Origin of the sequence: Afipia broomeae ATCC 49717, from assembly GCF_000314675.2 — a bacterium.
Classification (GTDB): domain Bacteria; phylum Pseudomonadota; class Alphaproteobacteria; order Rhizobiales; family Xanthobacteraceae; genus Afipia; species Afipia broomeae.
Genome location: NZ_KB375284.1, coordinates 274,215 through 287,081, shown reverse-complemented (window position 1 = coordinate 287,081; position 12,867 = coordinate 274,215). Strand labels below are relative to the sequence as shown.

10 protein-coding genes are annotated in these 12,867 nt (G+C 62.4%); 5 read left to right on the top strand and 5 right to left on the bottom strand.

Annotated elements, in window-relative coordinates:
* Positions 1-108 precede the first annotated feature (108 nt).
* Together HMPREF9695_RS20845 and HMPREF9695_RS20840 are read left to right on the top strand one after the other, a co-directional pair.
* Positions 109-732, top strand: coding sequence for a 2-hydroxychromene-2-carboxylate isomerase (locus HMPREF9695_RS20845; protein WP_006022881.1), 624 nt, complete (start codon positions 109-111; stop codon positions 730-732).
* Between the two features lie 42 nt (positions 733-774).
* Positions 775-1,278: a hypothetical protein gene (locus HMPREF9695_RS20840; RefSeq protein ID WP_006022880.1), complete on the top strand. Its 504-nt coding sequence runs from the start codon at positions 775-777 to the stop codon at positions 1,276-1,278.
* 106 nt (positions 1,279-1,384) lie between these two features.
* Here HMPREF9695_RS20840 and HMPREF9695_RS20835 read toward each other — a convergent pair whose 3' ends face one another.
* Entirely contained in the window at positions 1,385-3,052 is a 1,668-nt protein-coding gene (locus tag HMPREF9695_RS20835) for an MFS transporter (RefSeq protein ID WP_006022879.1), read from the bottom strand.
* Positions 3,053-3,344: 292 nt separating this feature from the next.
* Between HMPREF9695_RS20835 and HMPREF9695_RS20830 the strand changes: the two genes are divergently transcribed.
* Together HMPREF9695_RS20830 and HMPREF9695_RS20825 are read left to right on the top strand one after the other, a co-directional pair.
* Entirely contained in the window at positions 3,345-4,019 is a 675-nt protein-coding gene (locus HMPREF9695_RS20830; RefSeq protein WP_006022878.1) for a response regulator, read from the top strand.
* Between the two features lie 48 nt (positions 4,020-4,067).
* Positions 4,068-4,715, top strand: coding sequence for an HAD-IA family hydrolase (locus tag HMPREF9695_RS20825; protein ID WP_006022877.1), 648 nt, complete (start codon positions 4,068-4,070; stop codon positions 4,713-4,715).
* Positions 4,716-4,721: 6 nt separating this feature from the next.
* Here HMPREF9695_RS20825 and HMPREF9695_RS20820 read toward each other — a convergent pair whose 3' ends face one another.
* Positions 4,722-8,228, bottom strand: coding sequence for a PAS domain-containing hybrid sensor histidine kinase/response regulator (locus HMPREF9695_RS20820; RefSeq protein WP_006022876.1), 3,507 nt, complete (start codon positions 8,226-8,228; stop codon positions 4,722-4,724).
* A gap of 225 nt (positions 8,229-8,453) precedes the next feature.
* On the opposite strand from HMPREF9695_RS20820, the gene HMPREF9695_RS20815 reads away from it, so the two are divergent.
* Positions 8,454-9,113, top strand: coding sequence for a response regulator transcription factor (locus HMPREF9695_RS20815; RefSeq protein ID WP_006022875.1), 660 nt, complete (start codon positions 8,454-8,456; stop codon positions 9,111-9,113).
* Positions 9,114-9,126: 13 nt separating this feature from the next.
* On the opposite strand, the gene hemA is transcribed toward HMPREF9695_RS20815, so the two are convergent.
* From hemA to bioB, 3 genes are all read right to left on the bottom strand, one after another.
* Positions 9,127-10,353 carry a 5-aminolevulinate synthase gene (gene hemA, locus HMPREF9695_RS20810; RefSeq protein WP_006022874.1) on the bottom strand — a complete coding sequence of 409 codons (1,227 nt, stop codon included), beginning with the start codon at positions 10,351-10,353 and terminating at the stop codon, positions 9,127-9,129.
* Between the two features lie 191 nt (positions 10,354-10,544).
* Positions 10,545-11,609 (bottom strand): MBL fold metallo-hydrolase, encoded by a 1,065-nt coding sequence (locus tag HMPREF9695_RS20805; protein ID WP_006022873.1) that lies wholly within the window; start codon positions 11,607-11,609, stop codon positions 10,545-10,547.
* A gap of 144 nt (positions 11,610-11,753) precedes the next feature.
* Complete coding sequence (gene bioB / locus HMPREF9695_RS20800) at positions 11,754-12,833, bottom strand: biotin synthase BioB (protein ID WP_081758575.1); 1,080 nt, start codon at positions 12,831-12,833, stop codon at positions 11,754-11,756.
* Between the last annotated feature and the right edge of the window lie 34 nt (positions 12,834-12,867).

Here is a 12,867-nt window from a genome sequence, read left to right as displayed (position 1 = left end):
ACTCGCCGCACTGCGATAAATGAAATGCGCAATCGTGTGTTTGTCGGCATGGTTTTACTTGTTGTGATATGACCGGAGCTTGCCGAAATCATGCAGCCGGGAGGGCCGATGGCGCGCCAGATTGACTACTATTTTTCCATCCAGTCGCCATGGGCTTACATCGGGCATGCGCTGTTTCAGGACCTCGCGGCCGCGCACCAGTTGAAGGTCGACTACAAGCCGGTTCTGCTGATCAACGTGTTTTCCGAAACGGGAGGCTTGCCGCTGGCGAAGCGTCATCCGGCGCGCCAGCGCTATCGCATGATGGAATTGCAGCGCTGGCGCGACAAGCGCGGCCTCAAGTTCAACCTCAAGCCGCAGTTTTTTCCGGGCGATCCGCGGCTGGCCGATGGTGTCGCTGTGGCTGCCACGGTTGCCGGCCTAAACCCCGAGCCGTTTATGCGCCGCGCCTTCGCGGGCCTCTGGGAGCAGGAACTCAATCTTGCGGACCCCGCGACCGTGACGAAGCTGGCCGATGAATCGGGGTTGCCGGGCGAGAAGCTTGTCGCGCAGGCGGCCTCCGACGAGATCAGTGCGGCCTATGAGCAGAACCGTCAGGATGCGATTGCGGCGGGCGTGTTTGGATCGCCCTGCTGGGTGCTCGATGGCGAGGTTTTCTGGGGCCAGGACCGGATCGAATTGCTGGCCGATGCGTTGAAATCTGGCCGCAAGGCCTACACTTCAGACGTCTGAGACGAAACGACAGACGGCGGGTGTGTCGCGATGAGGGAGCCCATGCGTCCAGATGTCAGGTTTGCCGTAATGGCATTGGCGGTGACGGTGATGCTTGCTCCCGAGGCGCGCGCCCAAGCCGCGCCCGAGACCGAGAACGGACGGTTCACGCTGTCGCCCGTGACAGACGGATTCCTGCGGCTCGATACCCGCAACGGTGTGGTGTCGATTTGCACCAACAAGAGCGGCTGGACCTGCCGGCTGGTGCCGGACGAGCGTGCCGCGCTCGATACCGAGATCGGCCGCCTTCAGGCCGACAACAAGAAGCTGCGCGACCAACTGGCGCAGCGCGACACGGTCACCGGGAAGACCGACGCGCCGCTGGCCAAGGAAGATTCGAAGAAGAGCGCACAGGCTGCGCCAGACGGCAAGGCGTCGCCCGACGGAAAGATCGAACTGCAATTGCCGCCCGAGCACGAAAAGCTGATGGCGCTGATAGAGCGGGTCTGGGAGCGGTTGATCGATATGGCGAACCGCATGCAGAAGAAACTGTCAGAGAAAATCTGAAATTCCAGAATCCTGAAATCCAATGTCGCAAAAAAAAGGCCGCGGATTGCTCCGCGGCCGTTGTGTTTGAAAGGTCAGGCGGAGCGAGCCGCCTGACCTTCAATCGTTACTTGCTGATATCGACGTCCTTGGTTTCCGGCAGGAAGAAGAAGCCGATCACCACGGTGATCAAGGCGAAGATCACCGGATACCAGAGACCTGCGTAGATATCGCCGGTCGATGCCACGATCGCGAAAGACGTCGCGGGCAACAGACCGCCGAACCAGCCGTTGCCGATATGGTAGGGCAGCGACATCGAGGTGTAGCGGATCTTGGTCGGGAACAGTTCGACCAGCATCGCGGCGATCGGGCCGTACACCATGGTGACGTAGATCACGAGGACGAACAGCAGTCCGATGATCGCGGCCACCTGCGGTTTGAAGATATCGAACGGGTTCGACATCTTCACGATCGTCGTATTGGCAGCGCCGGGCTTCGGATAACCGGCTGCCTGGAGGGCAGCGGTCGCGCCAGCGTTCGATGCTGCCGGCGTGGTGTAAGGCACGTCGGTTCCGTTGATCTTGATCAGCACAGGCGAGCCAGGTGCGCCGGCGACGGTGTCATACTTGACCGAGGACTTCGCCAGGAAGTCACGGGCAAGGTCGCAAGGCGCTGTGAACACGCGGGTGCCGACCGGGTTGAACAAGTCGCCGCAGGCCTTCGGATCGGCAACGACCGAGACCTTCACCGTCTCGATGGCCTTTTCCAGCGCCGGGTTGGCGTTGCTGGAGATCATGCGGAAGATCGGGAAGAAGGTCAGCGCCGCGATCAGGCAGCCTGCGAGGATGATGGGCTTGCGGCCGATCTTGTCCGACAGTGCGCCGAACACGATGAAGAAGCCGGTACCCAGCAGCAGCGACCACGCGATCAGGAGGTTCGCGGTGTAGCCGTCGACCTTCAGGATCGATTGCAGGAAGAACAGTGCGTAGAACTGGCCCGTGTACCAAACCACGCCCTGGCCCATCACGCCGCCGAGCAGCGCGATCAGCACGAGCTTGGCGTTGCTCCAGTTGCCGAAGGCTTCGGTCAAAGGTGCTTTCGAGCCCTTGCCTTCATCCTTCATCTTCTGGAACACTGGCGATTCATTCAGCTTGAGCCGGATGATGACGGAGACCCCGAGCAGAACGACCGAGAGCAGGAACGGAATGCGCCAGCCCCATGCCGCGAATTCGGCTTCACCGAGAATGGTGCGGGTGAAGAGAATGACCAGCAACGACAGGAACAGGCCGAGTGTCGCGGTCGTCTGAATGAACGAGGTGTAGTAGCCGCGCTTGCCGGGAGGCGAATGCTCCGCGACGTAAGTCGCAGCACCGCCGTACTCGCCGCCGAGCGCGAGGCCCTGCAGCAGGCGCAGAATGATCAGGATGATCGGAGCCGCGATGCCGATGGTGGCAGCGTTCGGGAGCAGGCCGACGATGAAGGTCGACAGACCCATGATGAGGATCGTGACGAGGAAGGTGTACTTGCGGCCGACGAGATCGCCGATGCGGCCGAACACGATGGCGCCGAACGGGCGCACCAGGAAGCCGGCGGCGAAAGCCAGCAGTGCGAAGATGTCACGGGTCGCCGGCGGATAGGCGCTGAAGAACTGCGCACCGATGATCGCGGCGAGCGATCCGTAAAGATAGAAGTCGTACCACTCGAAGACGGTGCCGAGCGACGATGCGAAGATGACGAAACGTTCGTCCTTCGTCATGCCGCCCGCTCGTGGCGAGGTCGTAGTCATTGTGGCCATTTCAAAGCTCCCCAAACGTGTTGCTGAAAAATTCGCTTCTGCGCGCCGCTCTTTCGCCGGCTGAAAAAGTGCGAGAAGTTCGCAATCAAGGTAACATCGGCGTGAAACTCAGCCCTATAAGACTTTCGGCCAGCCAAATTGGCGGGAGGGGACACCGTGCAGTGCACAATCGTTGCGATCGGAGACCGTGAGCTTGTTGTTTTTGTTCCCGGGTTGCATGACTGAACGGCACGGTAAACACTCGGAATCCAATATCGTTGTCGGGCTTAATCAGCTATTGCATGCGGGATAAATGACCATCGTTACCAGCACACATCTCGTTGTCGCCGACGATCATCCGCTCTTTCGCGACGCCCTGCGACAAGCCGTCGCGACCGTCGTCGCGTCGGCGCGGGTCGATGAGGCGGGGTCGTTTGAGGAGTTAACGGCGCTGCTGGATCGCGAATCCGACGTCGATCTGATCCTGCTCGATCTGTCGATGCCGGGAATCAGCGGTTTCTCCGGGCTGATTTATCTGCGCGCGCAATTCCCGGCGATCCCGGTCGTCATTGTGTCGGCCAGCGACGACGCCAGTACCATCCGCCGGTCGATGGAATTCGGCGCGTCCGGCTTCATACCCAAGCGCTTTGGCGTTGAGACCTTGCGCGAGGCGATCGGCAAGGTGATGAACGGCGACGTCTGGATTCCGGCTGATGTCGATCTCTCCGCCGCGGCTGATCCTGACATGACCAAATTGCGCGACCGGCTGGTGACGCTGACGCCGCAGCAGGTGCGGGTGCTGATGATGCTGTCGGAAGGCCTGCTCAACAAGCAGATCGCCTACGAGCTTGGGGTGTCGGAAGCCACCATCAAGGCGCATGTGTCCGCCATTCTGCAAAAGCTCGGCGTCGAAAGCCGGACCCAGGCCGTGATCGCCGCCGCCAAAATCGCGGGCGGAGAGTGGAAACAGGCCGACCCGGCGAAATAGTGCCGCAGGTGCCCGCGCGCGAAACGACTCCGGCAAAAGCGGTGGATCATGATTGAAGCAGTGATTTGGGATTTTGGCGGGGTGCTGACCACGTCGCCGTTCGAGGCTTTTGCGCGGTATGAAAAGGAGCGCGGGCTTCCCGTCGATATTATCCGGCGGACAAACGCCGCGAACCACTTCGAGAATGCGTGGGCGAAGTTCGAGCGCGCCGAGGTGGATCTTGCAACCTTCGATGAACTGTTTGCCGCCGAATCGCTCGCGCTCGGCGCCGAGGTGCGGGGACGCGATGTCGTGCCGCTGCTGTCGGGCGATCCGCGTCCGGAAATGGTCGAGGCGCTCCGCCGGGTGAAGCAGCATTTCAAGACCGGCTGCATCACCAACAATCTTCCCGCGAACGCCATGGGCAGCTCGGGCGGCCGTGCGCTCTATGTCGCGGAAACCATGGCGCTGTTCGATCATGTCATCGAGTCGGCGAAGATCGGCCTGCGCAAACCCGATCCGCGTATCTATCAAATGATGGTCGCGGCGCTGGACGTCGATCCGAAGAAGTGCGTCTATCTCGACGATCTCGGCGTCAACCTGAAGCCGGCGCGGGAAATGGGCATGACCACCATCAAGGTGATCGACGCTCCGCAGGCGATCCGGGACCTTGAAGCCGCAACCGGCCTCGCGCTCGGCGATCTCGTGCGGGCGTGAGCCGGTTTATTCGGCAGCGACCATCTGCTGTGCGCGCCATTGCGCGAGCAGCGCGCGAAGCGCCGCCGGCTTGACCGGCTTGTTGAGCACGACGATTCCATCCTCGCGCGCGGCGTCGCGCACATGCGGGCTGCGGTCCGCGGTAATCAGAATGGCTGGAATTCCATCGCCGAATCGCTGGCGGATGTCGCGGATCGCCGCGATGCCGTTGCCGCGGTCGAGATGATAATCGACCAGCAATCCGGTCACGCGCTCATTGGTCGCGGCAATGGCCTCCGCTGCGGTCACCGGATCGACAGCAGCGATTACCTTGGCGTCCCAGCCGGTCAGCAGCGTTTTCATGCCGTCGAGGATGGCGCGGTCGTTCTCGATACAAACGATGAGGGTGCCGCTCATCGGCGCCTTGGACGAGATACTGGTGCCGGACATGGTCGCCGTATGGGTGGCGGTCTTCGCAATCGGCATCGTGACGGAGAACCGCGACCCGCCACTGCGGTTCGAGTCCACCACGATCCGGTGATTCAGAACCCGCGCCAGCCGCTCGACAATCGACAGGCCGAGCCCCAATCCGCGCGCGATCCGGGCGCCCTGATCGAGGCGGTGAAACTCCTTGAAGATCTCGGCGCGCTTCTGAACCGGAATCCCGAGGCCGGTATCGTAGATTCCGATCTCGAGCGATTTGCCCCGCCGGCGGCATCCGACCAGAACCCGGCCCTTGGGCGTGTACTTGATGGCGTTCGAGATCAGGTTTTGCAGCAGCCGCCGCAGCAGCACGCGGTCGGAGGAAACCGCCAGCGAGCAGGGCATGAAAGTAAGCTTCAGCTTTCGTGCCTTCGCGATCGGTGTGAACTCCACTTCCAGCGATCGCATCAGATCGCTCATGCGGAAGCTGGAGATCGACGGCGTCATGGCGCCGGAGTCGAGCCGCGAGATGTCGAGCAGCGCACCCAAAATTTCCTCGATAGCTTCCAGCGAGTCGTCGATGTTGCCGACAAGGCGGGCGTCCTCGCCGCCGTCCTGCCGTTCGACAAGGCTGGTGACATACAGTCGCGCCGCATTGAGCGGCTGGAGAATGTCGTGGCTGGCCGCGGCAAGGAAGCGCGTCTTGGAAATATTGGCTTCCTCGGCGGTGCTCTTGGCCCGCGCCAGTTCGCTGTTGAGCCGTGTCAGTTCCTCGGTGCGTTCGCGGACGCGTTTTTCCAGCGTCGCGTTGGCGCGCTCCAGCGCTTCCGCTGCTTCAAAGCTCGGCGTGATGTCGGAGAAGGTGATCACCAGCGCGCCGCCCGGCATCCGGTTGGCGCGAACCTCCACAACCATGTTGCGATCGGTCAGCCGCTCCAGATAGGGCTCGCCCTCGGTGGTGTAGGCGGCGAGCCGTCGTTGCAGCATGGCGGGATCGGCATTTGCGTCCTGTCCGTTGCTGCCGATGAATTCCAGAATCTCGGCCAGCGGAATGCCGATTTGAGAATACTGCGCAGGCAGGTCGAGAATCTCGCCGAACTGCTGGTTCGACGTGATGAGCTGCAATTCCGGATTGAACACCGCGATGCCCTGGCGGACGTGGTTGAGCGCGGTCTGCAACATCTCGCGATTGAAATGCAGGGCGGTGTGCGCGTCGTCGAGCAGTTTCAGCGCGGCCTTGGCGGACACTGCGCGCTTGCGCAGCAGGAGTGACAGCACAAGCCGCGACGACGCCGCGCCGATCGATGACGCGATCAGATGTTCGGCATGGCGCAGCAGGCGGAAATCCGCAGGCGCCGCACGATCGATGTTGACGTGGTGGCTGACGGCGAAGGTTTCGAACGACTGCTGCGCGCGTTCCGGGCCGAGATACTGGGCGACCGTGGTGAGCAGATCCTGCACCGTCACCGTCGTGCGCCAGCGCCTGAAATTCGGCGCGATTGGCGCCAGTTCGTTCGGCACGAACAGATCGGCCTGCACCCGTTCGATCGATGTCGGCTGACGCAGCAGCGACAGCACGATATAGGTCAGAAGGTTGAGCGACAGGCTCCAGAACACGCCATGGATCAGCGGGGCCATCTCGGTGCCGAGCAACGCGCGGGGACGCAGCGCCGCGATGCCGAACAGGCCTTCATTCAGCCAGATCACGCCGCGCGGATCGACGTCGGCGAAGCTCGGCAGGAAAAGCGTATAGGCCCACACCGCAAAGCCGATCATCATGCCGCCCATCGCGCCGCGCGCTGTGGCGCGGCGCCAGAACAGTCCGCCGAAAAACGCCGGCGCCAGCTGGGCGACGGCTGCGAACGAGAGCAGGCCGATGGCGGCGAGCTGCGCGTTGCCGAGCGCGTGGTAGTAGAGATACGCCATCGCCATGATGGCGAAGATCGCGACGCGGCGCACCTTGAGCAGAAAGCCGCCGAAGTTCGCCTTCCCCGCCTGCGCGGCAGGCCGCCGTTTCAAAACCAGCGGCACCACGATGTCGTTCGACACCATGATCGCGAGCGCCACGCATTCCACGATCACCATCGCGGTGGCCGCGGACAGGCCGCCGATAAACACGATCACGCTGAGCCATGTGACGCCTGCCTGAATCGGCAGGGCCAGCACGTACATGTCGCTGTCCGATGCGCCGAACGGAAAGGTGACAAGGCCGGCAATGGCGATCGGGATCACGAACAGGTTGATGGCGATCAGATAGAGCGGAAACAGCCAGCGTGCGCGGCGAACCTCGGCCTCGGTGGAGTTCTCGACGACGCTGACGTGAAATTGCCGCGGCAGCAGCATGATTGCCAGAAACGACAGCAACGTCATGGCGGCGAAGTTGCCGATCGACGGCGCGGTCTCGATGGCACGCACCGCCTCCGGCGTCTTCATGGCGCGCTCCCACAGATCGGCCGGCCCGAACATGACGAAGGTCACGAACACGCCGGCTGCGATGAAGGCCACCAGCTTGACCAGCGATTCTGTCGCAACCGCCAGCATCAGGCCGTGCTGGTGTTCGGTGGCGTCGGTCTGACGCGTGCCGAACAGCACGGCGAAAGCGGCGAGCGTAACCGTGACGATGAAGGCGATGTCGCCGATATAGGGAATGCTGGAAACGTCCTGATCCTGATTGAGGATCGTTTCCAGTGACGACGCGACGGCCTTCAATTGCAGCGCGATATAGGGAACCGAGCCGATGATGGCGATGCCGGCGGCGGTGGCGGCCACAGCCTGGCTCTTGCCGTAGCGCGCGGCGATGAAGTCCGCGATCGACGTGATGTTCTGCGACTTCGCCAACTGGATGACGCGCATCAGGAGCGGCGTGCAGAACGCGATCATCAGGATCGGGCCGACATAGATTGCGAGAAATTCGACGCTGGTGCGGGTCGCGAGTCCCACCGAGCCGAAGAATGTCCAGGACGTGCAGTAGATCGCCAGCGACAGCGGATAGATGATCGTGCCGAGGCGGCCGCGCTGAACCTGCGTCAGCCGCTCGCCGTAGCTCGCGACGACGAACAGCAGGCCGATGTAGCCGAAAGCGGCTGCGATCACGCCCCAGTCATGCAGCATCGAGTTGATCCCTGTCGTCAGGGCACGATCCTCTCCGAAAACCGGTTCCCGCTTTTCGGGACCGAGCCTTGGCCAACGCCCGGTACGACCTTAACCCGGTCCGCTGTCGCACGCACCCGGAGTGAGATGCTGTCCGCTGAACGAACAAAGTATTGGCGCGAGTGGTCGAATCAGGTACTACACGTAATGGTTGTATTACCAATATAACGCACTCAGGGGCGGATCATGGGCCAGATGCTACCTATTTGGGATGCTCCAATCGCCATCGTTGACGACGACACTTCAGTCCGCGACGCGCTATCGTTGTTGCTGAAAATCGAGGGCTTCGCCCCGGAGGCTTTTGCAGACGGGGAGTCATTTCTTGGATGGCTCCAATCGTCCACGCCGTGTTGCGTCATCCTCGATCTTCAGCTTCCCGGCCGCTCCGGTCTCGCGGTGCTGAGGCAGCTTTCCGACATCCATTTTGCGCCGCCGGTCTTTGTGATCTCCGGCCAATCCGATGTCGCGATGGCCGTGGAAGCCATGAAGCTCGGTGCGCTGGATTTTCTTGAGAAGCCGTTTTCCGCCGGCGCCATGATCGAGCGCGTGCGCGAGGCCGCTCTGTTTTATCGCCGGTCGGCCACCGGGCACATCGACGGTCTTGCCGATTTTCCGGGGATCGAGCTTCTCACCCGGCGCGAGCGGGATGTGCTGGGGCAGGTCGCCCACGGCGCATCGAACAAGGAGGCGGGACGGCGGCTCGGCATCAGCCCGCGCACCATCGAGGTTCACCGCGCGCGCATCATGGACAAGCTGGGTGCACGCAATGCCGCCGACCTGATGCGGATCGTATTATCGAATGCACCGGCACCGGCAATGGCACGGCAATTCGTCAGAGCCGTTTGATTCAGCAGCTGAGTTATTCCGCTGCCATGGGCTTGGCGTACAGCGGCAGTTCGAGTTGCTCCCAGACCTGAACCAGCGCCTCGGCGAGTCCATCGATCAGGGCATCATCGTGATACGGCGACGGCGTGATGCGAAGACGCTCCGTGCCCTTGGGCACTGTGGGATAGTTGATCGGCTGAATGTAGATGCCGTGCTCTTCGAGCAGGAGATCGCAGGCCTTCTTGCAGCGTTCCGGATCGCCCACGAACAGCGGCACGATGTGGGTGTCGCTCGACATCACCGGCAGACCGGCCGCGGTGAGAATGGCTTTCACCCGCGCAGCGCGGTCCTGATGGCGCTCACGCTCCCAGCTCGATGATTTCAGGTGCCTGATCGCGGCGGTCGCGGCCGCGCAGATCGCGGGTGGAAGCGCGGTGGTGAAAATGAAGCCCGGCGCATAGGAGCGGACCGCATCGACCACCTTGGCGCTGCCGGCGATGTAACCGCCGAGGCAGCCGAACGCCTTGGCCAGCGTGCCTTCGAGAATATCGATCCGGTGCATCACGCCATCGCGCTCGGCGATACCGCCGCCGCGCGGACCATACATGCCGACCGCATGAACCTCGTCGACATAGGTCATCGCGCCATAGCGCTCGGCGAGATCGCAGATCTTCGCCAGCGGCGCGACGTCGCCGTCCATCGAGTAAAGGCTTTCGCACACGATCAGCGTCGGCCGGCCTGGATGGGCGCGCAGCAACTCTTCGAGATGCGCAACATCGTTATGGCGGAACACGAGGTATTCGGTGCCCGACTGGCGAATGCCCTCGATCATCGAATTATGGTTCAGCGCGTCCGAGAGGATCAGGCAATTCGGAATCAGCTTCGCGAGCGTTGCGATGCCGGTCTGGTTGGAAACGTAGCCCGAGGTGAAGACCAGCGCCGCTTCCTTGCCATGCAGATCGGCGAGCTCTTGCTCAAGCTGGATCAGCGAATGGTTGTTGCCGGCGATGTTGCGGGTGCCGCCTGCGCCGGTCCCGGTGCGGGTGGCGGTCTCGACCATCGCGCCCACCACCTTGGGATGCTGACCCATGCCGAGATAGTCATTCGAGCACCACATCACGACGTTGCGCTGGCCCTTGGGCGAGTGCCATACCGCGTGCGGGTAACGGCCGGCGATGCGTTCCAGATCCGCGAAAACGCGGTAACGCCGCTCGTTATGGAGGCGGCCGAGGGCATCGTCGAAGAACTTGTTGTAATCCATCACAAAAACCCTGGATGGGGACCCGGATTACGGCAGCCGGCCCAGGGATTTACCGAGGGGTCTTCTGTCGCGCGCAGGATCTTTTTAGAGCTTTTCCAGGTTTAGTGTCGAGGCTGTTTTTGCGGTTCTTCCATGCGGCTGGCGCGGAGTTGATCGAGATCAATCCCGCCAGTCAGCGTGCGGTACCGAGATCAGGCCGCGGTGAAGCGCAGCACGCCGTCCGCGCCGACACTGGATTTCAGCCGGCCGTGGGCGAGCATGTGATTGACATGCGCGATCAGTTCGCCGGCGGCAAAGCCGGTCTGATGGGCGTCGAGCACATGCTTGTGAAACACCACCGGCACGAGTTCAGCCGAGGTCTTCGGCGATGTGCGGCATGCGTCGGCGATCAACTGGCAGCGCTCTTCGTGATGATCGGCCAGCTGCTTGATGCGGGTCTTCACGCCGTAAAACGGCACGCCATGTCCCGGCAGCACCAGCACATCGTCCGGCAGCAGGCCGGTGAGTTCTGCAAGCGATGTGAGATACTCGCCGAGCGAATTCGCATCGGGCTCGACGGCCCACACGCTGACATTCGGCGAAATCTTGCTCAGCACCTGATCCGCCGACAGGAAGATGTTGTCGGCCGCGCAATACAGCATCACCTGATCGAGCGCATGACCGCCGCCGGTGATGACCCTGAACTTTCGCGCCCCGATCGTGATCTCGTCGTTCTTCGACAGGCGGCTGTAGGAGGCCGGAAGTATCGACACCCGCGCGAGGTAGTCCATGCCCCGCCCCAGCAGCGCTTCGGTGATCTCTTCGTTCATACCGTGGCGCCGGAAGAACAGCCGCTGCGCCAATTTGCGCTCCGGCGAACCGCGATGCTGATGATACGCGGCTTGCAGGTATTCGACCTGCGACATGTGGAGCGGACAATTGAAACGCTCGACGATCCACCCCGCGAGACCGACGTGATCGGGATGCGCGTGGGTGACGATCAGCTTGGTGATCTTGAAGCCCTTGAGTGGACCTTCGAACAGCGCCGTCCATGCGGCGATGGTGGCTTCGTTGCCGATGCCGGTGTCGACCATTGCCCAGCCGTCGCCGTCAGCGAGCAGATAGATGTTCACATGGTTGAGACGGAACGGCAGAGTCAGCCGGACCCACATCAAACCGGGCGCAACCTCGATTGCCTCGTCGGGTTTCGGCGGGGTTTCGAAGGGGTAGCGCAGGCCATCGGCGGCTGCGGGCAAGGTGGCGGTCCTGGTGTGCATCGTCTCGCAATCGTGTTTTTCAGGTCCGGCTTAACGCGGCAATCGGTGCTGCGCTAGTGTCCTGACCAGCCAAAACTCACGTTTTACGAGGCGTGCCGGCATGGTTGCCATGCAGGCAGCCATGCTTTGGCGTTTCAAACAGGGTCAGGACGCGGCCGCGCCGGACACCGTGGCCGCGGCTGGCTTCGCGTCCACATGCGTATGGTTGTGCGGCTTGGCGTCGTCGAGCTTCGACTTGATGCCTAGGCGATCGAGCAGATCGGCGTCGCGCACGGTCTGCGGGTTCTTCGTGGTCAGCAGCACATCGCCGATGAAGATCGAATTCGCGCCGGCGACGAAGCACAGCGCCTGCAATTCGTCGGTCATGTACTGACGGCCGGCCGACAGGCGAACGACGCTGCGCGGCATCATGATGCGCGCGACTGCGATCATGCGCACCAGCGCGATCGGATCGGGACGCTCGGCGGTGTCGTTGACCGGCACGCCCTTGACCTCGTTCCACATGTTGATCGGAACGCTCTCCGGGTGTTCGGGAAGATTCGCCAGCAGAGCCAGCATGCCGAGACGGTCATCGACCTGCTCGCCCATGCCGATGATGCCGCCGCAGCAGACCTTGAGGCCGGCTTCGCGCGCGGAGGCCAGCGTGTCGATGCGATCCTGCATCGTGCGGGTGGTGATGATCTTGCCGTAGAACTCCGGCGAGGTGTCGACGTTGTGGTTGTAGAAGTCGAGGCCGGCATCGTGCAGCCGCTTGGCCTGTGCGTCGGTCAGCATGCCGAGCGTGACGCAGGTTTCCATGCCGAGATCCTTCACGGCGCTGACCATGTCGCAGACCTTGTCGAGATCCTTGTCTTTCGGATTGCGCCACGCCGCCGCCATGCAGAAGCGTTCCGCGCCGGCTTCCTTCGCGCGCTTCGCGGTGGCCACGACATCGTCGTGATCCATCAGCTTCGATGCCTTGAGGCCGGTGTCGTATTTCGCGCTCTGCGAGCAGTAGCCGCAGTCCTCGGGGCAGCCGCCGGTCTTGATGCTGAGCAGGCTCGCGGTCTCGACGTGATTGGGATCGAAGTTGCGGCGGTGAATGCTCTGCGCCTGGAAGATCAGATCCGCGAAGGGGAGATCGTACAGCGCCTGCGCTTCGGCGCGGGTCCAGTCGTTGCGCGGCTCGATCAGCGCATCGCGCCCGACCGAAACTCCGCCTTTCACATCCGAACCCGGCACCATGCTCATGCGCTAACCCCTTGCGTGCGAAACCCAA